The organism is Microbulbifer mixtoriginis (SeqCode) (genome assembly GCF_052467945.1).
Map to the genome: position 1 here is coordinate 3,443,543 of NZ_CP174328.1, position 24,781 is coordinate 3,468,323.

Annotated in this window: 14 protein-coding genes; 4 read left to right on the forward strand and 10 right to left on the reverse strand. The window is 47.9% G+C overall.

Going from position 1 to position 24,781, the window contains the following annotated elements:
- Window positions 1–116 precede the first annotated feature (116 nt).
- From ACJJIJ_RS15085 to ACJJIJ_RS15095, 3 genes are all read right to left on the reverse strand, one after another.
- Window positions 117–812 carry an OmpW/AlkL family protein gene (locus ACJJIJ_RS15085; protein WP_252083363.1) on the reverse strand — a complete coding sequence of 232 codons (696 nt, stop codon included), beginning with the start codon at window positions 810–812 and terminating at the stop codon, window positions 117–119.
- A 382-nt stretch (window positions 813–1,194) separates the two neighbouring features.
- Window positions 1,195–2,103 (reverse strand): 3-hydroxyisobutyrate dehydrogenase, encoded by a 909-nt coding sequence (mmsB, locus tag ACJJIJ_RS15090; protein ID WP_444937783.1) that lies wholly within the window; start codon window positions 2,101–2,103, stop codon window positions 1,195–1,197.
- 57 nt (window positions 2,104–2,160) lie between these two features.
- Window positions 2,161–3,267, reverse strand: coding sequence for an enoyl-CoA hydratase/isomerase family protein (locus tag ACJJIJ_RS15095; RefSeq protein WP_444937784.1), 1,107 nt, complete (start codon window positions 3,265–3,267; stop codon window positions 2,161–2,163).
- 181 nt (window positions 3,268–3,448) lie between these two features.
- On the opposite strand from ACJJIJ_RS15095, the gene ettA reads away from it, so the two are divergent.
- On the forward strand, window positions 3,449–5,113 hold the full coding sequence (ettA, locus tag ACJJIJ_RS15100) for an energy-dependent translational throttle protein EttA (protein ID WP_444889363.1): 1,665 nt from the start codon (window positions 3,449–3,451) through the stop codon (window positions 5,111–5,113).
- 2,373 nt (window positions 5,114–7,486) lie between these two features.
- Here the strand turns inward: ettA and ACJJIJ_RS15105 are convergent.
- Genes ACJJIJ_RS15105 through ACJJIJ_RS15115 form a run of 3 tightly spaced genes read right to left on the reverse strand, consistent with a single transcriptional unit; the run spans window position 7,487 to window position 13,546 of the window.
- On the reverse strand, window positions 7,487–9,625 hold the full coding sequence (locus tag ACJJIJ_RS15105; protein ID WP_444937785.1) for an ATP-binding cassette domain-containing protein: 2,139 nt from the start codon (window positions 9,623–9,625) through the stop codon (window positions 7,487–7,489).
- Complete coding sequence (locus ACJJIJ_RS15110) at window positions 9,615–12,359, reverse strand: ATP-binding cassette domain-containing protein (RefSeq protein ID WP_444937786.1); 2,745 nt, start codon at window positions 12,357–12,359, stop codon at window positions 9,615–9,617. Before ACJJIJ_RS15110 ends, ACJJIJ_RS15105 begins: the two co-directional genes overlap by 11 nt.
- Entirely contained in the window at window positions 12,359–13,546 is a 1,188-nt protein-coding gene (locus tag ACJJIJ_RS15115; RefSeq protein WP_444937787.1) for an HlyD family secretion protein, read from the reverse strand. The genes ACJJIJ_RS15110 and ACJJIJ_RS15115 overlap by 1 nt, the downstream gene beginning before the upstream one ends.
- Before the next feature lie 1,127 nt (window positions 13,547–14,673).
- On the opposite strand from ACJJIJ_RS15115, the gene ACJJIJ_RS15120 reads away from it, so the two are divergent.
- Window positions 14,674–14,994 carry a hypothetical protein gene (locus tag ACJJIJ_RS15120; RefSeq protein ID WP_444937788.1) on the forward strand — a complete coding sequence of 107 codons (321 nt, stop codon included), beginning with the start codon at window positions 14,674–14,676 and terminating at the stop codon, window positions 14,992–14,994.
- Window positions 14,995–15,087: 93 nt separating this feature from the next.
- On the opposite strand, the gene ACJJIJ_RS15125 is transcribed toward ACJJIJ_RS15120, so the two are convergent.
- Complete coding sequence (locus ACJJIJ_RS15125; protein WP_444937789.1) at window positions 15,088–18,075, reverse strand: TonB-dependent receptor; 2,988 nt, start codon at window positions 18,073–18,075, stop codon at window positions 15,088–15,090.
- 543 nt (window positions 18,076–18,618) lie between these two features.
- Window positions 18,619–19,320: a glutamine amidotransferase-related protein gene (locus ACJJIJ_RS15130; protein ID WP_252083372.1), complete on the reverse strand. Its 702-nt coding sequence runs from the start codon at window positions 19,318–19,320 to the stop codon at window positions 18,619–18,621.
- 362 nt (window positions 19,321–19,682) lie between these two features.
- On the opposite strand from ACJJIJ_RS15130, the gene ACJJIJ_RS15135 reads away from it, so the two are divergent.
- Both ACJJIJ_RS15135 and ACJJIJ_RS15140 read left to right on the forward strand, forming a co-directional pair.
- A complete protein-coding gene (locus ACJJIJ_RS15135; protein ID WP_252083373.1) occupies window positions 19,683–21,284 on the forward strand; it encodes an AbgT family transporter in 1,602 nt (533 codons plus the stop codon).
- A 737-nt stretch (window positions 21,285–22,021) separates the two neighbouring features.
- The gene (locus ACJJIJ_RS15140; RefSeq protein ID WP_444937790.1) at window positions 22,022–23,089 is read left to right on the forward strand and encodes an AraC family transcriptional regulator; all 1,068 of its coding nucleotides are present in this window, start codon (window positions 22,022–22,024) and stop codon (window positions 23,087–23,089) included.
- A 101-nt stretch (window positions 23,090–23,190) separates the two neighbouring features.
- On the opposite strand, the gene cobO is transcribed toward ACJJIJ_RS15140, so the two are convergent.
- Together cobO and ACJJIJ_RS15150 are read right to left on the reverse strand one after the other, a co-directional pair.
- Window positions 23,191–23,805: a cob(I)yrinic acid a,c-diamide adenosyltransferase gene (gene cobO, locus ACJJIJ_RS15145; RefSeq protein WP_252083375.1), complete on the reverse strand. Its 615-nt coding sequence runs from the start codon at window positions 23,803–23,805 to the stop codon at window positions 23,191–23,193.
- A gap of 74 nt (window positions 23,806–23,879) precedes the next feature.
- Window positions 23,880–24,698, reverse strand: coding sequence for an alpha/beta fold hydrolase (locus ACJJIJ_RS15150; protein WP_444937791.1), 819 nt, complete (start codon window positions 24,696–24,698; stop codon window positions 23,880–23,882).
- Window positions 24,699–24,781 lie beyond the last annotated feature (83 nt).

Below are 24,781 nucleotides of genomic sequence, written 5' to 3' on the forward strand. Positions count from 1 at the left end.
CACAACCTCAATCAATTGTTTGCGACAGCCTCCCGCACAAACTAAAAGGCAGTCGCCGAGCTCCCACGGGGAAAACCGCAACGACTGCCACACCCCAAAACTAGAGTGCTGCCACCTTAGAAGCGGTAGCCGAGACCCGCCATATAAACCAGCGGATCGATATCTACTTTAGCGGTGACATTACCCACACCAGGTACCTTTACAGTGGCGTCGGTATCAATATCCATCCAGAACACAGACATATTAAACAACCAGCGCTGATCTGCGCCGAAGGCGAAGTCGATACCCGCTTCAGCCGCCAGACCGAAGGAATTATCGAGAGATAGCTTTGCGTCGTCAGTAGCCCCTAGGGTTTCAAAGACCGCATTAGCAGTACTGCTGATTTCCTCATCGAAGAAAGCGGTGTAATTCACCCCCAAACCAATATAAGGCTGGATCGCGGACTGAGTATCCATGGGATACCACTGCACCAGCAAAGTAGGCGGCAGATGCTTGGTTTCACCCAGCTCAAAAGTTTCACCCAGACCTTCAGCTTGAATCTCATGCGTAAAAGGGGTGGCGGCTACTAGCTCAAGACCCCAGTGATCACGGAACATATACACACCGGTTAGGCCCAGAGCGGAGCCGTCATCCACATCTACCCCGGTGCCGTCTTGCTTAGCTCCACCAACATAAAGCGCGCTGGAACTGGTGTCGGGCGCTACTGTGGCCATACCACCGCGCAAAATAAAGCTGCCCTCTTCGTAGGCCAGTACCGGTGCAGAAAGTACGGCGGTCAGGGCGGCTGTCGCACAAGCAGTTATACGATTCATTAACTTCTCCATATAGCGATTTAGCATTTTTCCCGACTTTGGAAGGCCCCCTCCAGGCACAATCACAAGTCGCAGGCAGGTTAACCGCTGGCCGCAATCGTGAGCTTGATCCAAATCAAGCTGTAGAATTTCGCGGAATTAAAAGCAGCGTATTGCCCATAACGCTTGTCTGGCCAATCATCAGATGGCCTTCCGAGCGGGGCAGCGAAGATAGCGATAGGGGTGTAATGAAGGAACGGCTAGGGGGCTAGTAATTGGTACCTATTGCCAATTTTGCGAACTGGTCCAAATTTTTAACGTTAGGCGACACTGAAGCAAAGCTCCCTCTCCGGTACTGGCCAGAAACAATCAACTGAGGAGGGAGCGCGCGGAAGCTAGATATCTACCAGGTCAGACCACCTGCCGGGCGGCGGAACATATTCTGGATACTGGAGAAATCCAACTTCTGATTTTCATCGCTGGCTCCATGTAGCTGATAAAGGTTTTTTGCCAGAGCCCCCATAGGCGTGGAAGAGGCACTGGTAGCTGCAGCATCCATGGCGAGCCCCAGGTCTTTCAGCATTAGCGCCACGGTGAAACCACCAGAGTAACCATTTGCCGCAGGTACATTCTCCATAGCACCTGGGTAGGGATTGTAATTGGACAGAGACCAATTGTTGCCAGAGCTCTGCATCATGATCTCGCTCAGGACCTTGGGGTCCAAGCCTTTGTCGACCCCCAACTGCAGGGCTTCGGCGGTACCGGTCATATGGATAGCCAGAAGCAAGTTGTTACAAATTTTTGCCACCTGCCCTGCCCCAGCCGAGCCGGCGTGAAAAATCTTGGCGCCCATCGCCTGTAACGGCGCCCGCGCAGCATCTACTGCCGCTTCTTCACCTCCACACATAAAACACAAGCTACCAGCCTGAGCTGCCGCGGTACCCCCTGAAACTGGCGCATCAATGGCGAGTAGGCCCCGCTCAGATGCGGCCTCATTTACCAGGCGGGCATCTTCCGCAGAGATGGTTGAGCAATCGATAACCAGAGTATTCTCAGCCAGGTGATTCAGCAGCCCCTCTTCTCCCAGGTAGAGGCTTTTTACCGCCGCACCACTGGGCAGCATTGAGACCACAATAGCGGCCCCCTCAGCCGCCTGCAGCGGGGACTCACAAGGCGTGCAACCATCTTTTTGCGCCTGCACCAGAGCCGTGGGATTGAGATCGAAAGCCGCCACGCTATACCCGGCCTTCACCAAGTTGGCCGCCATAGGGCCACCCATATTCCCCAGACCAAAAAAGGCTATCTTTTCCATAAAAGCCACTCCATATTTTGTTGTTGGTATCCCGCGCGTAAAGCGGCCCGGGTCGCTTTATAGATCCGCAAGCGGATGCGCTCCGCCCCAGGGCGCGCTAAAGCAGCTCTCCAGCTGTTGCGGGCTAATCTCCTCCAAGCTCTGAGGCTGCCACTTTGGCGTACGATCCTTATCGATCAATAGAGCCCGCACCCCCTCCTTCAAATGGCCACTGGCACAGAGGTTTACCGCGAGCGCCAACTCCATCCGAAACACATCGGCCAAAGATAAGTGGCGCGCTCGACGCAACTGCTCCCATACCACCCAAGGGGTCAGTGGCGAACCACCGGCCAGGGTGGTGGCGGCGCGCTGCAACCATTTATCCACCCCTTGATAGGCGCTGATTGCCGCGCAAACCTCCGGCAGGCTGGCAAAGTCCGTGAGCTGTTGAATCTGGTCGTAGTGTTCGCGCAACTGCGACTCCGGCCGCTGCAAGGGAGAGAGCTCGCAACTCTTAAGGCAGTCACTAATTAGACGGTGGTTAATTGCGTTACCGGCTGAATAATCCAAGTCAGCCAGTGCCGCCAACACGGTCTCGCGTTGGTCCTGCGCAATAATTCGGTCGGCCATACCGGCAAACAGGGCATCGGCCCCATTAAACTGGGCCCCTGTCAGCCCCAAAAAAAGACCCAGGCGGCCCGGCATACGGTTCAGGAACCAGCTTCCACCTACATCGGGAAATAAGCCGATAGTGATTTCTGGCATCGCCATACGCGTGGTTTCAGTCACAATACGATGGCTGGCACCGGCCATAATGCCGATACCACCCCCCATCACAATACCGCCACCCCAGACCACGATTGGCTTGGTATAGGTGTGTATTTGGTAGTCCAGACGATATTCGCGCGAGAAGAATTCGGTCGTGTAACGATATTCCGGCGGCTCACCGTAGGCGGCCGATTGCTCGTACAGTGCCACCACATCGCCCCCGGCACAGAGGGCTTTATCACCACTGCCATCTATCCATACGGCGGCCACCGCATCGTCATCAGCCCATTGATCTAACTGGGCTGAGAGCAGATCAATCATCTGCAGGTTGAGCGCATTGAGCGCCTTAGGCAGGTTGAGGGTCGCGATCGCCAGTGCGCCGCGCCGAGAGAACAACACCGGGGAGTCCTGATCCATTGCTATCTGTCTTATTGCTCTTGTACTAATTAGCGTCGCAGTTAAGCACATATCAGATTCAACGTCAGCCACACGCGAGTACAGCGGCGACAGCCACAGGGGTGCAGTTGCACTTTTTACGCAAACTGATAAGTTGCGCGCAAAATCTGAGCGATTGCAACACCCAGTTACGGAACCCCAAATGGCTGAATACGTATACACCATGAACCGGGTGGGCAAAGTAGTGCCCCCCAAACGTGAAATTCTGAAGGACATTTCCCTTTCCTTCTTCCCCGGCGCCAAAATCGGCGTACTCGGTCTCAACGGCGCAGGTAAATCCACCCTGCTGCGCATTATGGCTGGGGTCGATCAGGACTTTAACGGCGAAGCCCGCGCAATGCCCGGCATCAAGGTCGGCTACCTGCCCCAGGAACCGCAACTCGATGCCAGTAAGAATGTGCGCGGCAACGTAGAGGATGGTGTACGCGAAGCCATTGACGCCCTCGCCGGCCTGGAACAGGTCTACGCCGATTATGCCGAGCCCGACGCGGACTTCGATGCCCTGGCTAAGAAACAGCAACAGTTCGAAGACATTATCCAGGCCTGGGACGCCCACAACCTGGAGCACCGCCTGGAAGTCGCCGCAGACGCACTGCGCCTGCCGCCCTGGGATGCGGACGTAAACAATCTGTCCGGCGGTGAAAAACGCCGTGTGGCCCTGTGCCGCCTGCTGCTGTCCCGCCCGGATATGCTGCTTCTCGACGAACCCACCAACCACCTGGATGCAGAATCCGTATTCTGGCTGGAGCGCTTCCTGCACGATTTCACCGGCACTGTGGTAGCCATCACCCACGATCGCTACTTCCTCGACAATGTTGCCGGCTGGATTCTGGAACTGGACCGCGGCCACGGCATCCCCTGGGAAGGCAACTACACCACTTGGCTGGAACAGAAAGAAAAGCGCCTGGAGCAAGAGCAGCGCGGCGAACAGGCTCGCGCCAAAGCTATGCAAAAGGAACTCGAGTGGGCCCGCCAAAATCCCAAGGGCCGTCAGTCCAAGAACAAGGCCCGTTTGTCCCGCCTGGAAGAAATGCAGTCCCAGGACTTCCAGGCCCGCAACGAGACCAACGAAATCTACATTCCGCCCGGCGAGCGTCTCGGCGACAATGTGATTGAGTTTAAAGAGGTGTGCAAAGGCTTCGGCGAGCGCCTGCTGATCGACAACCTGTCTTTCCGTGTGCCCAAGGGCGCGATTGTAGGTATCGTCGGCGGTAACGGTGCCGGTAAGTCCACCCTGTTCCGTATGATCAGCGGCACCGAGCAGCAGGACTCCGGCGAGATCAAGATCGGGGAAACCGTTAAGGTCGCCTACGTTGAGCAAGGCCGTGAGAATCTGGATGACAGCAAGACTGTATGGGAAGCCATCTCAGACGGCCACGATATGCTCAAGATCAACAATTACGAAGTGGGCTCGCGCAACTATGTTGGCCGCTTTAACTTCAAGGGCAGTGACCAGCAGAAGCGCGTAGGCGAACTGTCCGGTGGTGAACGCGGACGCCTGCACCTGGCCTATACCCTCAAGCAGGGCGCCAACGTACTACTCCTGGACGAACCCTCCAACGATCTGGATATCGAAACCCTGCGCGCCCTGGAAGAAGCCCTGCTCAACTTCCCCGGCTGCGCTCTGGTAATCTCGCACGATCGCTGGTTCCTGGACCGCGTTGCCACCCATATCCTCGCCTATGAGGGTGAGAGTGAAGCGGTCTTCTTTGAAGGTAACTACACCGAGTACCACGAAGACTTTGTGCAGCGTAAAGGCGAAGATGCCACACCGCATCGGATGCATTATAAGAAATTGAAGACCTGAGATTTACAAGTCGGTTTGACCAAAATTTCTATCAGTTAAGCTCTTTTGACTATATAGAAATAAAAACCGGAATCCCAAACAGGTATTCCGGTTTTTTTCATTTAATCAATTACTAGTTACCATTCACTCAGAAACATTCCTAGCTAGTGTTAAAATATTTATTTTAAATTCCCATAGCTGATTTAAATTTCCCTACATGAGTCATGGATTTGATTTCATCAGCCTGGAAAAAAGCCTCATAGCAGGATATTAGAAAGCTTAGAAAGTATGCCCGGCACTGGAGAGTTGAACAGATTTTTGCTAGGTAATTGGCACCGTTTGGGCGTTAGTTGGGAATGCTATATATCCTATTATGCACCTTTTTTCTATATTGCATGGATGTTAATTATATTAAAAGAAGTAGTGAAATAGCTTATAGTAGATTACGCAACTCGTTGAGTATCAACATACTACTTCCAGGCGACAAAGAAGGTAACGGCTTTTGGGTCAGCAGCTATTATGAAAACTTTGGCAGTCCATTCACCTACTTGTTTTGCCTATGGCTTGCGGGTCGCTGCTTAGCGCTGGTAGCGTTAGAATACACCTTAACAACATGCTATTGAGGAATACCGGAGCTACCTGAAAATCGATTTCACGGGTTTACTGATGAACGGAGAAAAGATAATCCCATCTTTCTTTGTTCTATGACTGTTCCTCGTGAAGATGTTGTACCACTTTCCAAAATACTCAGGAAGGCCATGTCACTCACAATCGTGCTTGGCAAGTTCATAAATAGCGTTAATGATTTATATACTAGATATCTTTGCGGTTTCCATAAAAGCAAATTCCATCAAAATTGGTATTAACAGATCCTAGTATGAAACAAAAGTGCAAAACCCACCTTCACATTATTCGGCAAAAAAAGTCGATTAGCCATCTTCAGGGCCGGCGCGCTTTGAAAATATAAGCGTGGAGATATGGTATTGACCAAGCAGGTTACCACCTCCCCCAAACACAATTAAAATTTTTAACATAACGTTTATATGCCAAATGGTAACATTTTTAACCAACAGCCTTTGAAGAAGCCTTATTTTTAGAGGTGATGGCATAGAATTGTTGTCAACACCACTACAAATCTCACTGAAATGGGCCAGAAAAGCACCCTATAAAACTATTAAAGCAGCCCTTCCCTGACCCAAATACTATTAAGCTAAGGCTAAAGCCGCAGGCGGGGGAGGCTCAACACCCCCTCTGGGACCTGCCTGAATATCAGTTTCGACTTGCATTATGTTTCTCCTTACAAGTTGTAGTTTATAAATGTGCTAACTATGCCTGGCCATCCAATAAAAGAACCAAGCACAACATAGCTTACCCCGACCACAGGCCGATAATCCAACAAAATCTTATTATTCTGAGGGAACAATCACAATTTACCAAGCCCGTTTACTTCATGCTAAGCATGCCTATGACACTTAGTTAGTACAAACCAAAAACATATACATCTGTACCATTTTCATAAACAGGCATCGTCCTATTGACACCCCCCCAGATTAAAAAATCAAAACAACCACATAGAACCTTAAACTACAACACCGAAAAATATAAAATAAGGCACCACAAAAAATCACTCCAAGCTTAAAAAATAAAAAAACACATCGCTTTACACACAAAATACAGCCCAAGATATTTTGAGCCCACCAAAAAACACACAAATTTATAATCAGCACACTCAGATCAAGTTAAGAACAATAAAAATCCTTCACTACAAAAACAAAAGATAAGACCACAGTAAACTACGACACCCAAGGCCACCTCAAAAAAATAATTCAGGCGCCTCACAGAAGGGATATTTTCGCCTTTAAAAAATTGATGCATACATTGCAATCAAACTTATAGAATTGCACCACCCACTAACTCCCAGGGAAAACATGGCTGAATTATGGTGATAACATAAAGATAACTTAGCCAAGACACCCACTACAAAAGAGCAAGAAAAACCGCAAAAAGCATAAATAAAACTTCTGAAGCAGCTTGACATGCAATTTCAACCAAACAGGAGGAGCCCTTTCCATGACAGCTTAGCAACAAGTACAATAGGAACTGAGATCTCGAAAAAAATGAGGCAATATTTTAAATTGAACTGCGATAATTGATCAAAAAAATGCCACGAAGGAGACATCCTTCACATGACATGTAAGTCAAAAAAATTCATTTGTTAACACATGAAAAGCCCAAAGGCTATATACCTCTCTAAGAGAGCTTAGCAGGATCATAAAATTGATCCTATTCATCACACACAGGAAAAATTCCTAAGATTGAAAACATTAAAACCCAAGGCAACAACACACTGAAAACTCATGAAGCGCACCAATTCATATGCTTTCAGAGCATAAGTTATGGGTGAGCGATTACAATTAAACTACTCGAATAGTTTTGCACGCAATGAAACGATCGTCTTAAATTATCTGGATCCAAAGCTGCAAAACTCTCATCCAGTACCAACAACTCAGAATTCTGCAAAAGTGCCCGTGCAATAAACAAGCGGCTCATCTCACCATGAGATAATCTCCACCCCATTTCTCCCACCGTCTGTAACATCCCTGCAGGCATTTTTTTAATCAATGGGGTCAAACCTAATTCATCACAAATTTTATAGGCCCTACGAACACTTTCCATCTTTGGTGGCCATTCATCACCCATTAATAAATTAAATAAGAAAGAATCGCCAAGTACATGATTTTCATGAAATTGTGGCACTGATGCAATCAGTCTGCGCCAGTGCTCAGCACCAATACTGGCTCTATCGTACCCATTGATAAGCAAGATGCCCTCTCTCTGCTTTTGAATGCCGGCAATCACATTTGCAAAAGTAGATTTACCTGAGCCAGAAGCCCCCTGTAAAATTACTCGATCACCGGGATAAATACTCAGCTTACAGTTTTTTAAGGCCGCCTTGTCTTGATTAGGGTAGTTAAAACTTAAGTCACGGATATAGCACAATGGCTGCTTGGACCCTTGTATGCCTGAATGAACTTTATTGGCCACTGAGATAGAGTTAGCGCCCCGCTTTAAAGCAGCCTCCAAGGAAAAGAGTTCACGTACTTTTTCCCAAGTTACCAGAGCACTGAGTCCACTGGAAAACCCTGTCACGCCTTTTAGTACTGCGCGATATCCAAGCAGTACCCCCCCAAAAGCCGCAGCAATTTGCCCACTCTCAGTATTGCTATTGACAAAAACAGGCACCAAGCCAGTTATACCCAATAGCAACCAGATACGTGGCAAAAATGCGACTATACGAGTCATGTTGCCATCCATTGCCGTAGAACTTCGAAAATACTCTTCCAACTCCTCATCTTCCCCTCGGTGCCAATCTGAAGGTTTCTGCTGTGCCAACCGGGTCCGGTGGCCAAGCATTTTCTCAATTAGACGGTGGGTCATACTCAAACGTTGAGCGGTCCAGTATTGACGAGCCAAATACTGGGCACGTCCTAGAGCGATGGCTATAAGTAAAAATAGGGTCAAAATCCCCAACGATATTGGAGTTCCAAGACTTAGCTGTAGCACCATGAAAGCCAATACCAGCTCTACACCACCGAGTAGTAGCATAAAGCTCGCCTGTAGCGCACTGGCTTCTATATTTTCTGCATCATAAACACGCCCAAGTATCTGTCCCGAACCCATATGGCGCACCTTGCCTGGATCTATTCGCAAAGCGCTGGCGAGTAAGCGCTGCTTCAACAGGGCACCGGTTTCTAGCGATATGGAACCTTGTAACCGAGCAGTTAAGAGTGAAAGGGGGATCTGTGTTATCAGTAATAATACCCAGGCAACTAGCCAGCCACTATCTACATGGCCATCAAGAACAGCACGGCCTATCAACCACCAGCTGGCAATATACAAGAGTATTTGTATTGTGTGGCAGGTAATCATACTTAGAAAGCGTAAATGCTGGCGATGCTGGCGCAGCTGCTGCCAAAAAGAGCGGTGGGAAGGCTGCCGCAACAACCAGCAATCATCGATTTCTAGCCCTACTAGATTTTCTCGTAATAATGCCTCTGTGGCTTTTTTACGTCGTCGTCCAGCTATTTCGGCACTGTCCAGTAAGCGTGCGATACGTTGACGCTGAGGTATTTCTTGTGCGCTTGTTAGTGCTCTCAACACTTGACTTGGACGCAGCTTTACGATTTGTTGTGATGGCGAAAGAAGATATAAAAAACGATGATTACCGCCACACAAAGCGATGAAATATTCCTCCTCCGCAAAGCGCAAACGCAGTATGGCTGGTGCGGCCCGGACCAGCATCTGCTCCAACTCCCCATATTTGCAGGTAACTCGCTCAATATTTAAATCGAAAGCTTCTGCCTGTAACTGTAAGCGAGCATCTGTATCCAAATATACTTGCGCTTTGTTTTCGAAGTCAGGAACTGCAGGCTCAAGCCCGCTATGAAGAGCCAGGGCTTTCACTGCACCATCTAGCTGGACTGCAGGCCAACAGTGATGGCGCAGCTTGCTTATGGAAGCTTCAGGTTTCACTATGCACCTCTTGAGACTGCACAGTATCTCTATCTTGAGCCCGTTTTATTATTGCAGATTGAAGCTCAGTAATCCGCCCTTGTTCCATACGCAGATGACGCCAGTCGGTACTTTGCCAACACTCTTGCCAGAGTCTCTTTTCCGCTGTGAGAAGTTGGGCATAACGAGATTCAGTTTGCGCTTCCAGATTTGTGGGTGTGTCATCCTCAATAATTTGCCCATCTTCTACCACCAATACGCGAGGAAAATCTTTGGTTTCTGAAATATCATGAGTGATACAAATTAGGGTGGTGTCTTTCCATACTCGCCTCACACGAGCAAGTAAGCGCTGGCGTTGCCCGCGGTCTAGCCCGCGAAATGGCTCATCTAAAATGACACAAGCTGGAGACTCTCGGCCAAGGGCACGACCTAATCGCACGCGCTGCCCCTCCCCTCCGCTGACAAGCGCACCACTTTCCCCCAAGGTGCTCTGTAAACCATCCGGCAAGGAGGCAACTAGGTTTAATAGATCAGCCTGTTGTAGTGTTGGGAACAAGGAGGAAGAGGAGTCATTACCGTAGTGTAGGTTATCCAGTAAACTGCTATTCCAAAGTTGTATTGCAGGGTCGACCCAAGCACAACTTAGACGAAAACGACACAGTAATTCACCCTGTAATTTCTCGCCATTTAGCAATAGGATTCCACTCTCAGGGTTATGCCAACCCAACAATAAACCGGCCAAGCTCGACTTGCCAGCACCAGATGAACCAACAATGGCGACATGCTCCCCAGAGGCAACATTCAGATTAATATTCTTAAGAATACTTCTACCACTAGCTTTAACACTGACATTATCAAAACGAAATGATACAGGCACCTTTAAAGGTTGAACCCCTTCATCATTAAAAGGCTCTTCACTAGCACCAACCGTAACCGCTTGCAGCGGCTCTAAAGCTCTCAACAAGGTATTCCTATGACGAGGGTAGCTCCGCATTAACTGTGCGATATCTTCCCCCAGTGGCGGCAGTGCCAATACCCAATAAATAAGCAGAAGTAAGTAGGGACTTGCCCCCAGGATCTGAACACAGTAAATCACCAGCACACAAGTAAGAACCCCATTCACAATCAACTGCACCGCTTGGCTATTAAGCTGGAAACGCAAAGAGGAATAGCCTGCTTTAATCCACTCGCTAAGCAAACTTTCATGTTCACGGCGAACAGACTCTCCAGCACCGTGTGTACGAATTGGTATTACTCCCAGCAAGGCATCCATATAAAATCTAGCTAGAGCGCCAGTATGGGTCTGGACACGCATATTATAATCACTAAGCACTGGCTGAAATAACAGAGGGATAACTACCTGTAACCCCGTTATTAATAACACCAGAGGCGCGGTTGCGGGCGCTATCCAAACGATACCAGTAGCTGTTGCGAGCAGTGACAACCCTTTGAACAGTATCCCTCCCCCCAGTAAAGGCAACTCTCTCAGAGCTGCTATACGATGACCTCTCTCTGCGGTATCTGAGGTTGGGCGGCTTTGAAAGAAATGGTCTGGTATTTTCGGCAAGGCGGAAAGAAAGCGCATGCGAAAACGATTTTCCAAGTGCTTACCAATAATTAGCTGCAGCTTGGTCATCGGCCACTGCACAAGTATGAGTGTCAACATAAATCCCAGTAATAAAATGACAGCGCCGATTCTCTGCACCTCCGTAGCTAGTTCCGAGTGAATATCGATCAAACCTCGAAATAGCAGTGCCTCAACCATCACACCAAGCACCGCAGCAAACATCGCTAGCATCACGATACTCGGGGCAAGCAAACCATCCTCTCGCAAAAACTCCCATAACTGACGGAGTGGGCTTATTGACTGTACTTGTAAAGCTTTGCTTAGAGCCTCCGATTTAGGTTTGATTTCTTTCCTTTCACGTACTCCCTTTACGCTGACTATTACAGCGCCGCTAAACTCCAACAGCTCTGGTTCAAGCTCAACTGTGTCAACTTCTTCAGTACCGGGAGAACTGGAAGGGCGTACACACCAATAGCTCTGTGGCACTAGTTGATAAGCGTTAATCGTGTCTTCTGAAAAGTCACTTATCAGCCTTTGCAACAATGCACTTGTTTCTGCCCCTCGTCGTACCGCACCAGAGCCAACGAGCGCTGCCAACATTCTTACACTGGCATCTAGAAAAGCCAGTGAGAGCCAGTCCCCTTTCTTCAAGGCTTGCTCACACATTACTTCGCTGATGGATTTAGAAATTCTCAGCTGTTCCATCCGCTCTTGCAGGGGATCGATAAAATCTTTTCCTCCAGCCCAATTTCTCCACCCTTGCGGCGGAACGCGCATAGTGTGGATATGCAACTCATCGAGAAAGTGTCGCGCACTGGGCCAACGTCTTCCCGAGGCTGGGTCCATAACCTGTATAACTCCCCGGTGATTACGCCAAGCAACAACAAAGTGAGTATTACCATTGGGCAAGCGCACCACCACCAGCCCCGGCAAGTAGCCAGCTGAACCTAACAGCAAGTGATCTTTGGGCACGACCATCTGTGCCGCATCCAACCCCAGCTCAACCGCAATTTTCTCTAGGGTATTAATAGAGGTGCCGTCTACATCAGTTTGACAGGCATCACGCAGGTGGCCGTAGTGTACATTTACACCAAAGCCTTCAAGCAAGCTCTTAAGGGATGCAGGGCCACAATCCATATTGGAAGTTTGCACAACTTCGGGAACCAACCAGCGAACTTGTCCCTTCACTACAGGGTCTCCAACGAATTTACGCTACTTTCTGCTTGCCCTAATAAGTAGTCGCCAGCACTTTGCAATAGCAACTGATATGGTGTCTTTACTCCAGTGGCAATCTCCACCCTTGCTGGTAGGTCATGCAATAGTGGCAACTGTGGGGGAATCTCTCCTCGGAGAGATAACTCAACGAGAATCTTTCCTTTTTGCACAGCACTAGCGACCCGCTCTACACGGGCCTGTAACTGACCATAACGCGCCCAGGAAAACCCATCTAATTTTACTCGCGCACTCTGCCCTGAACGAATATGTCCCAAAGCAAGGGCAGGAGAGAAAAACGCCTGTACGGTGACATTACCCTCAGCTTGTAGTGTGGCAATCTGTTGCCCTGCGACTAATACCTCCCCTTCCTGAATATCCGCCAGTGAAGCAAGCTTACCGGAGATAGGCGCACGCAGACGCTGTTCATCTACCGCCAAGGTGCTCTGCTGAGTGCGAGTATCCACCTCCGCCAGCTGTCTTTGTAGATCTGCTCGACGCTGTTCCAATTCACTCATGGATAACTGGTACTCGCTAGCCAATTGCTTCCGGCGATCATGGTTTGCTCTTATTGCCGCTTCCGATGCGAGGGTGGCCATGGCCATTTGCTGATAGGTACGTTTAGCTGCAAGGTAATCAAGTTCAGAGCTTTGCTGTTTCTTCAGCAAGCGTTCATAGCGCTCCGCCACATCTGCCTGAATCTGCTGGTTGTTCATCTGAAGTTTGTGCTGTTCTTGGAGTAGCTTCAGCTGATCACTTAAAGCCTTGTCGTCTTCAGTAAATTTTTTATCCCGTAAACGCTCCTCTCGCTCTATTCCCAGTAATTGATCCGAGAGGCTCTGAGATACTCGAAGATCACCATCTAGATCCAAATCAAATGCCCTGGTATCCAGCTCTATTAGCAAGTCTCCTTCTCTCAAGGTATCTCCTAGCGAGGCAGTAATAGCAACTACTCTTCCTGTACTCTGGGTGCTGACATGTACAGTATTCTGCTCTTGTTCAAGTCTCGCCTGGTCACTAACGCTATAAACTGTGATTTCTTTAAAAAAAAACCATATCCCCCAGCCCAGCAATAGAAATACCCCTAATGTGCTTATCAGCGCTAGAAAGTAGATTGAGTCGGAGTTGATCGCGCGGGAAGTTTGAATAAACGGTGTTGGCAATACGATTCACCCTGTTTGTACCAGTTAAGGCGAGAAAGATATTCATTGTATTTATGCGAAACCAGTGTGATCTGTGAGCCGCGGCGCCAAATCTAATTCTCTATTATCTGATAGTCAAATTCGAAGAAATTTTACTTACTGGAGAAGTTTCACATCCCGATCAAACCTGTGATAACAGCTCAAGCAGGCCTGGAAATACCTAAAAAGGCAAGGGCTGATAACTCACCCCTCTTTAGATATTTGAAATGTGAAATTAGGATATCAAGCAATACCTCTGGGGCCATCTGAGGACTTCTGCGCTCTATACCGAATAGATAGACGATAAAATTACAGCCAATTACAAAAAGCCTAGTACTGATACACGGTCTGTTTCATAGTGGCTGGTACTGATCTAAAGTCAATCAAAGGCTCGCGCTGGGTCTTTAGCCTAACCCAAACAGGCCTAGGTGAGTGCCAACACCTCCTTTCCACTAAGGTGGGTATCAGTACTTTCTTTGACGATATAGTCAACCTGATAGCATGGGAGGATTTACAAGAAATACCGGTAGTGGGGCACCGCCTTGGTGGGATCACAGCCTCCGCTTTAGCTGATAAATTAAGAGACCGTATTCAGTACTTGATTTATCACAATGTTGCTATCGCTCAGGTGGGCCATTGCTTGTATGAATAGCTGCCATGAAAACAGGGCCCAGAGATTGGCTAGTAGCCTATTAGTTCGGGAAACCCAATGTTTTATGACTACCTCAGCCTCCAGTTTTGATATAAAAAATCCGAATGATATAGCTTAGGCAGAGAGCCACCTTACCCTATCCAGTTAAAACTTATCTAGACTCTGTAAATATATCGAAGTTTGTTGAATCAGGGTTAGATTGCACTTACATCGCATACAGTAAAATTCTACATCCCTCTTTTTCATTCAAGCAGACACTAGGCAAAAACCAAAATAACTGTAAAATTAAATATACAACAACAGTGCATAGCGCCCCCATTAATGACCCTGATATTGCCAGTGATACCCTAATAGATTTGTAAAATTAGCAGCTTATTTTTTAACAGCTACACTAACTGTATATTAGCTGCACGAAGAAGCGAGAGCCTCTTCAATAGAGATACTAGGAATCCCGCATATGTCCAGCTGTAAAATATTTGTAGAAGTCTCGAAGATAATTCCTGACTCTGCAGCCAATATCTTTAATGAGATAGTCACCAAGCGCTTGGAAACAGAGGGAGAAAAGATTCCAGTTATCGTGATCGAATCCAAGCAGGTTGAGCCGGCCGGTTGTTATATCGAAATTCTCTGTAATAGAACACCTCATCGCACTCATGAGGTGATACAAAGCATGGCCATTGAGCTTGACAATACGGCTAGAAGGATATTTCAGATTGACGAACCTATCGGAGTAAGGATTCAAATGGTGGATGATGATTTTTTATCCAGCATAAACTAGGCCTTGAGAGTAAACATGAACACTCTCGATAAAGGAGGCCTTCTTTTTATAGAAGACCTCCCGCAAAAAATATCAACTTACAATAAGTTTTAGCTAGAACCTAGCACTTGCCCCAAAGCGAAAATACCGAGGGACTTGATATTCTTGATTTACCCCCCAGCTTGGATCTAACACACCGGGACTTGACTCAGCAAACTCATAAACCTCTGTTTCAGCATCCGCATCAAGAAGGTTAAAGACCTCAGCTCTAAGCTCCACATCAGCCAAGCCAATGCGAGTACTATAGACAAGGGATAAATCTATCTGATTGACCCAGCTAGTTCGCCCTCTACTGCCTCGACTTGTCTTAATAAGATTTCCATTTGAGTCAGTCACATAATAAGTATCTCCATAAGCCGGGGTTCCATTGGGATGGCCAGCACCAAAGGAGTTAATTGGGCGCCCTGATTGCAAAAGAAAATTAGCCCCCAACAAAAGACTCTCCATCACCTGATAGTTCCCATAAATTTTTATTTTATGAGTACGATCATTTGGCAAATATCCGTTGGCTCCATCCATCAACTCAGGGAAATCAAAATCTTGGGTAATCCCAGCATCATCCTGGGCGTTGTCCGACTTAACGTACCCCTCACTATTCCCCTTACTCTGAGACCAGGTGTAACTCGCACTTAAACCCCAAATACCATCAAAGGCGCGCTTCGCGGAAAATTCTAACTCCTTATAAGTCCTTTTGGCCTCAGGATAGTTAAGCAGTTCAGCCGAAAATGTTGTCATTTCCAACTCACCCGTTCCATAACGATCGTAAGGTATGGTGATATCACTTCCCGGGTTTGCAAGCACATAACCATGGCCATCACCAGTGTGCTCATATCCCAAAGCATCTACCGCATGGTCAATACTCACATCATCAATATGTGATTTTAAATCACGATAGGTAGCTTTAATTCCCAATGTCCAGTCATCCGCAAAAAGCCTCTCATAACCAAGAATGAACTCATCCTGATACATAGGCTTGAGGTCTTTATCCGAGAGCTGAGCACTATCCGGCACATTACCATCTGAAGTTACCCTTGCAGAGCCAACTTCTTCAGATGTAGGAACACCATCGGCACCCACATTTGTAGGGGCATATGTCTTCGGATCGTATTCGCCATCAAAAATGAAATACCTTTCAAATCCCAATTCACCGCCAGATAAGCGCACATTGGTATTGGAAGCGATAGGCATAAAGTAACGACCCCAATTGCCATATACTCTGGACTCGCCATCACCACCTGGATCCCAAGAGAAGCTTAACCGTGGCGCCCACTGATCATCAATTTCAATAAAAGTATCGCCCTCTCCATTAAAATTGGAGAAAGTTTCATTACGAATTCCTGCACTTAAAGTAAGTGTATCCGTAATATCCCAGGTATCTTCGATATAAAAAGCTTTTGACTCAACCTCAAAGTCCCCTTCTACATCGCCAACCCGATAAGAGACTATATGAACAAGAGAGCCATCACCATTTACATTGTCAACCACCGTGCCATTGGGAAGCTCTACACCAGGTTTATATGAATCATAAGTGTAAAACACTCCCCCATCTTCCCTAAAACCTGTTCCAGAATAAGTTTCTTTAGACGAAGAGGAGTTAGTTTCCTGATCGTAGCCGAAGCGTATTGTGTGATCATTAATCACCCACTCAAAATCGATACGATCAGCTACCCTTTCATCACCTCCAGACTGAATTCTAGAGCTAGCTTGACAGCCAGGTCTGTCATCCGTATTTCCAGGTAAAGCACCGGCACTAAAGTCCCTTACATACGGGCACTCCATATCAGTTGTACTAATTGTAGTAAGTGAGTATTCATTCTGGCCATGGAGCATAGAAACACTGAAATTATCTGTTATCTGACCATCATAACGAACCAGCCAGTTATCTCCGCCACGCTTATCCCACTTAGTGCCCGTATACTCTTTTTTATCTCTATTAAAATAGTCGTAATTGAATTGATCATTTTCCCTGGTGCGTTTGTCTGAAAACTGCATATAAGAGAGGATATGATTATCAGTTACATTCCAGGTTAAATTGACTCCCCAGAAATCATCATCAATACTTCTATCGTTGTATCTGCTTGGACTTCCTCTTGTAGTGAATTCTTCACCCGTTTCCTGCTGTTCGTAAAGGGCATAGAAAAATAATTTATCCGGAATGATAGGGCCACTAACATAATAATCTGTTGTGTACTTGGACTCCTCATTTTCCGAATTTAAGTCATAGAGAGTCCCATCTGCAGAGAGAGAGTCCGGTGCTTCTGAACGCAAGGCTGCTGGCTCATAATAGGCAACAACACCATATTCAAATTCGTTGGAGCCTTTCTTGGTAACGGCGTTGAACACTCCCCCCAAAGAGCGACCAAATTCAGCACTATACCCCCCCGTTTTTATTTGGAACTGGTCATAAAATTCAAAAGGTACCGATGATCCACCCAACCCGTTGCGGAAATTAGTGACATTGAGGCCATCAATGTAATAGGCGTTTTCTCCTACGGAAGCCCCCCCAAACGATATAAGATCCTTATCTTCACCAAACCCAGAATCACCTAAAACAGTACCAGGAGCCAATAAAGCAACCGATTCAATATTACGAGCAACCGGTAACATCTCTATATCTGACAAGCCAATATTCAGTGCAGATTCTGCCGTGCCAGTGCGGATCTGGGGAGTCGCCTCCCCCACTACAACCACCTCCTCCAGATCTCCCAATATCAACGGTATATCCAACTTGGTGGAGCTACCTATTGAAACGGCAACGGCGTCAACCACCGCGGGCTGGTAGCCATCTTTCTGAACTGTCACCTTGTAGATGCCTGTGGGTAAATTCACTCGGAAGTCACTATCCTCACCCGTGGACATAGTCCTTCTAAAGCCATTTTTATCATTTTCTATGATAATTGTAGCGCCACTCAGGTCGTTACCACTGCTACTAATAACTGTCCCATCAATAGACCCATTCACGTTGCCTGCTGCCAACGCTTGCCCCCCAATAACCGGCAAGCTAATAGATGCAGCCAGCAGCACTCGCTTGAAGTTCTTCATAAAGCCATCCTTTTGATTATCAATAAATTTATAATTTATTATTTACAAGCTTTACTTAAACCAATGATCGTCCCCCAGCGACCCCATTTTCAACTCTAATAAAATAGTGATTCAACCAGCTAAAACCGCCATATTATTCCCCTTCAAACAATTAACACAACAGGCATAAAAACTTATTTAAAATGAAAAATATTATTAACGCCAAAAAATAGATTCTATATCCACCCCAACAAAAACAAATCAAAAAAATATTTAGAAAGCACTAAATAGGACGCAAATAAATACACAAGCAAAACTTCAAAATCATCACGGGATAAAAAGAAAGGGAGGCAGAGATAGTCCGTCTCAGGTCTAAATCAATAAGCGAGAAAATTTTATTAAATCATCAGAAAGATGATCATCAATTCATCTTGTCAATTTAAGAATAAGAAGGAAGAAGGAAGAAGGAAGAAGGAAGAAGGAAGAAGGAAGAAGGAAGAAGGAAGAATATTGAAAACTAAATGGCAAACTCAAGGGGCAGTATTATCTACCCCTTGAATAAAGCTACTTGCGTAAAAACTCCAGCATCCATTTTGCAACCATATTCTCGTGAATATCGTTTTGCAGGGAGGCCTGGCCCTTTTCCACCACATCTGTACCAAAAGCTTCTCGACGTAACTCCATCAGGCTATTGGAATAAGGTTTGGTAAACTCCGGGTGGGCCTGGAAGGTGAGCATGTGGTCATCAACCTGGAGCATCGCCATTGGGCAGAATTCGCTGGAAGCCAGTACTCGACCGCCGGGAGGAAGGGTATCTACTTGGTCCTGGTGAGTAACCAACAGGTTGAAGCTATTCGTAGGCTCCGACATCCAGGAGGGGGTTTCCTGCATTTCATAGGAATGCACTCCCAACCCCCAGCCTTTATCGGATTTCCGAGCCCTTCCACCCAATGCCTGAGCAATCAGCTGATGACCAAAGCAGATTCCAATAGTTGGTTTTTTTTGGTCATGCAGCTTGCGCACAAAGTCCATCAGTGGAGGAATCCATTCCTTGTCATCATAGACACCGGTTTTACTGCCGGTAATCAGGTAGGCATCCACCTCATCGACCTGGGCCGGGTACTGGCCGTGCTGCACTTCATAGGTGGAGAACTCCAGTGTGGGGTCCTGGCTGCGCAATAGATCTGCGAACATCTCCGGATATTCACCGTATTCGCCCACCAGCTCCTTGCGCACATCGTCGGTTTTTAAAACTCCAATCTTCATTATTTCACCGCTGGGTTGACTGCTGAGTTTTCGGATTATGGCATATTCGGGAATGCAAAGGCGGCTTGTCTGTAGCTTGAACAAGTCATCTAAAACGTTAAATACCAGCTCTTAAGCTTCAATTCCCTACGCATAGGTGCTTTTCATTTCCCGCCGCCTGCCAATATAGCCCTCTTCCACGTAGGGCTTTTTACTTTCCGACTTTGCCGACCCGCTAACCAAGAACATTCCGGTGCGGGCATTCTTACCTAAAGGACTTTTGTGTATGATCGCGCACTTAGCACATTTTTCAGCCAATTATTGGGCTAACGGGTATCCCAGAGGCAATTAGGGCTACTCGCCAACTAAATTGAGGACACACAATGACCACAACGACCTCCCCCAGCGACCAGCAGGATAGCCCGCCCGGACGCAAAACGGCCTTTACCCGCTTCCTGGATGTGGTGGAATGGCTCGGCAACCTGCTCCCCCATCCCATTACACTCTTTGCGCTCTTTGCTGTGGGTGTGGTGATTCTAAGCGGCATAGCCTCCTACTTTGGGCTTTCTGTAGCAGACCCACGTCCGGTGGGTGCTGCGGGACGCGATCCCGATGGGGTAATTGAGGTCTTCAATCTATTAAGTGGCGACGGCCTCCGGATGATCGTCACCGGTCTAGTGAATAACTTTACTGGCTTCGCGCCATTGGGTACCGTTCTCGTAGCCCTTCTTGGAGTGGGTATCGCCGAGCACTCCGGGTTGTTGAGTGCCGCCGTTCGCGGCTTGGTGCTGCAAGCCTCCAAGCGCACAGTCACCGTGATCGTGGTATTCGCCGGCATCATCTCCAACACAGCCTCTGAACTCGGCTATGTGGTACTTATTCCTCTCGCCGCCATGATCTTCCACTCTCTTGGCCGCCACCCACTCGCCGGTTTAGCGGCAGCCTTTGCCGGCGTATCTGGAGGCTACAGTGCTAACCTGCTACTGGGCACGGTGGACCCACTCCTATCGGGAATCACCGAATCCGCAGCCCATATGATTGACCCAACTTATAGCGTTGGCCCGGAAGTGAACTGGTTCTTTATGATCGTCAGTACCTTCCTGATCACCATTGTTGGCAGCTGGGTAACCATGGCCATCGTTGAACCCAAGCTGGGTAAGTACGATCCCAATGAGGCCTCTGTTGATCTCAGTCAGGACAAACTTGGTACCCTTACCGACGATGAAAAACGCGGCCTTAAGTACGCTGGTCTTGCGGTTCTGGCTGTCTCCGCGGTATTTGCCCTGACGGTAGTGCCCGAGTGGGGTGTGTTGCGTAACCCGGAAACTGGCCTGGTAGCCGGCTCGCCGTTCTTGAAAGGTATTGTGTCTCTTATCCTGGTGTTCTTCGCTATCCCCGGCTTTGTCTATGGCAAGGTGGTGGGCACCATGAAGAATGACCGTGATGTCATTGATGCCATGGCCAAAAGTATGAACAGCATGGGCATGTATATCGTGCTGGTATTTTTCGCCGCGCAGTTCGTCGCCTTCTTCAAGGTGACCAACCTGGGGACTATCTTCGCCGTACTGGGCGCCGATGCCCTGCAGAGCATCGGCCTGACAGGCCCGCTGCTATTCCTGTTCTTTATCATGATGTGCGGATTTGTGAATCTGATGCTGGGTAGTGCCTCAGCACAGTGGGCCGTTACCGCTCCAATCTTTGTGCCGATGTTGATGCTGCTGGGCTATGCGCCTGAGGTGATACAGGCTGCTTATCGAATTGGCGACTCGGTCACCAATGTCATTACCCCGATGATGAGCTACTTCGGTCTGATCATCACCTTCGCCGCCCGCTATAAAAAAGATCTGGGTATGGGAACACTGATCGCCACAATGATCCCCTACTCCATCTTCTTCTTTGTTGGCTGGACTGCATTGTTCTATATCTGGGTATTTGCCTTGGGCCTCCCCGTTGGTCCCGGTGCAGCAACTTATTATGGTGGCTAAAACCCACTTATTGAAAAGGCCCGCTAAAAAGCGGGCCTTTTCAATTGTGAAAGAAATATGCACATTTAAGCTCAATTCTGTAATTGAAAGATCTCGAGCGTCTCATCTAATCCTCCACGCCCCCTGATATAATTGGTACCATTGAGCCAATATTAAATTTTTTCTCCGTCCAGACTAAAAAATTTATATTCCCAGTGACGCAGTCGTCATAAAACAAAAAATACTTAAATTAAAAATTTAGGGATAAAATACCTAAAAAATAACAATAAAAAGACTTATTTCCCAATGGACTACTTCCGGGAAGTATCCCCAAGTTATCTTTGGCCTTTAAAACACCTAAATAAAACGAGTAACATTACGCAGTAATAACGTTTTGCGGAGATCGATACGCGGATTATCGCCAGCATAGACCTGCCCTGATCTAACTATCATTCATTTTTCCGCTCAGGACGAGCACCGTGGTTGTGCCCTACCTTGCCCTTTTGAAGGGTAAAGATTGCTATTGCCCTCCATTACCGACATTACAGGACGTCGACACAGAGCAGGCCCTGGCCAGAGAGACTGTCCTTTAAACCAGTCGAAAAGAAGCCTTCACTAGATAAACAGTTTGAGCCATATGGCTCTTTTTTATCTTTGGCGTCCGCCCAGATCCGATCTATTCCGCTGGATTAACCCTTCTCCACCTGGGAAATGTATAAAAGTAATTTTTTCCAGGGGATTCACAGGATTTATAAAAATTGACTCAACAAATAAGAACGACCCTGTTAACAGGCTTTTACGAGTTGGTGAGCCAATTAAAAGGTAGCCCTGAAGCCCTGCTGATCAGTTCCCGTATTAACCCCCACCAGGTTGAGAGCCTTGATGGGTATCTGGCACTAGATCAAGTGGCTGAGCTGCTGAACAAGACCGCTAGCCAGTTGAGCTGCGCCGACTTTGGCCTGCGTCTTGCTTACAGTCAGGGGGCCGCCGCACTGGGTTCTCTTGGTGCTGCTGTACTACAGTCCCTTACTTTGGGCGAATTCCTTAACACAGCGATAAAACAGCTAGGCAATGCTCCCTATAACCTACGAGTTGAACTCACAAAAAAGGGGAAACACACGCATCTAAACTTTCTGTGTATCGATGATCTGGAAGCTCAGCTTGCCGAGGACGCTCCTCTCCCCCAGCAACAATCCCGCGAGTTTCTACTCGGTGTTTCATTGGTAGCTCTACAACACCTTTGTGGGAGTAATTTTCAGCTGGAAAGTGTTCACCTAAAAACCGAGCGCCCCGTACATGACCATTACGAAAATTTCTTTGGGGTTCCCGTACACTTCGGCAAAGAAACTGATGCATTTATCCTGAATAGCAGCTCCCTGCTGCAACCTACAGAGAAGTGCAATCCCAGCCTGCGCCCACTATTAAAAACCTATATCGAAGAGCTTCTGCAAAAGGGGGAAGCCAGTTTGGTGGAACAGGTGCAGCAGCTGATTTATTGCCTGATGCCTTTAAAAAGGTGCAGCCTACAAGAAGTCGCCAATCAGCTGGGTATGCACAAGCGTACCCTACAGCGCAGGCTGAGGGACCGGGAATTGGTATTTGAGGATCTATTGGATCGCATTCGCCGGGAGCGTGCCGAGTATTATTTAAGCGGTAAACAACCCCCCATGTCCCAGATTTCGGATATGCTGGGTTATCGCGAACAGAGCTCTTTCAACCGCGCCTGTTATCGCTGGTTTGCTACCACCCCAATGCGAGTAAGACGCCAGCTGATGGCACAGATAGTAGCCCGCGAAGCCGCACAAGAGTTAGCTGAAGTCGAATAAGCACTGCTGACAAGAGGCTTTGGCTGCGTAAACCCTGCTTCAGCTTAAGTCTCTATTTAGCTCCTCTATTCAAAGCTTCTACTCATTGCACGACTTCACAATCACCACTCTATGCCTCTGCGAGCGGCAATACCGGTATTGAATGCGTGTTTTTCCGCACACATTTCGCTCACAGTATCGGCTACATCCTTGAGGTACTGCTTGGCCCCACGCCCGGTTATGACAACCGTCTGCTCCCTGGGCCGCTGCTGTATCGCTTGTACTACCTCTTCTTTGTCCAACCAGCGGTAATTCAGCGCGTAGGTGAGCTCATCCAAAACCACCAGATAAACTCGCTCATCCCGCAACGCCTCCCGCGCCTTCTCCCAAAGTGCCATTGCCGCAGCTTTATCGGCCTCAAAATCCTGGGTTTCCCAGGTGAAATCAGTGCCCATTTGATGCCACTGTAACGGGTGGGCGGCGCCCATTAGAAGATTCTTTTCTCCACACTCCCAGGTGCCCTTAATAAATTGAGTCACCACGGTGGAGTAACCGAAGCCCAGGGCACGGGTGACCGTGCCCATCGCCGCAGTGGTTTTACCCTTGCCATCGCCGGTATAGAGAATCACTATGCCGCGCTCCTCCAGCGCTTTAGAAACCGCCTCATCCACAATTTTTTTACGGTTCTGCATACGTGACTTATGTCGACTCTTTTTATCCTGTGATTCTGAACTCATAAAGACCATCAAACATTTAAAGTAAAGGGAGCGTGCAGATTGCACTCAAGTGTGCGTCGTTATTCAGAGGCTTCTCACTCTGTCATTGCTAAAAATGCAGAAATAAAATCCCAAATCAGATCATCCTGCCAGAGAACATTGTGGCCACCGGAAAAAATGCCCAAGCGCGAATTGGGAATCTGCCGAAATAAAGCCCGCTGATTTTCAAAAGGGGCGACACTATCGTAGCGCCCGGCACAGATCAGCGTTTCTACCTCCAGAGTCGGTAGGCGAGCAAAAGTATCGTGGCCTTTTCTCGCCTGAAGCTGTCGAATACGGCACTGGGCTCCTTCAGGCTTGCTTGCCGCCAGTTCGCAGACCTGGCGATAATACTTATTTAAAAATGCATAGAGTGCTGATTCTGAATGTATACCATCGGCACTTTGCAGGCGGCTATCGCCTGCAGTCACCCATAGATTCACTTTTTCCTCGAGGCTCATAGCCTCAATATTGTATTGATGAAACGGGAATGAAGCGCCTCCGCGGCCTCCGGAGCTGGTTACCAATAAAACCAGTTTTCGCACCAACTGGGGATATTGCAATGCAAATTCCTGAGCGACCATGCCACCAAATGATTCTCCCAGTAGATACGCATCCCGCCAATCGAGATGATCCATCAGTCGTTTAAGGTCTAGGGCGTAATCGGCCATATTGGGAGAATCGATGGGTGAATTAGACTGACCGATGCCACGGGGGTCAAAGGTTAAGATTTCAAACCGATTCGCCAACGGGGAGTCGAAAATAGTCGGGGCTACCCTGAGATCACTGAGGGTACCAGGGTGAAACACCAAGCGCGGGCCCCTTCCGCGAACTTCAAAATGCAATTCCACGTCATCATTACTAAATACCGCCACAAAATAGCTCCCGGAAAAAACTAGACGCTGCAATAGTAGCCGCCGGGAAGATAAACACCGGGATTGAATCGTTAGAAGAGAGT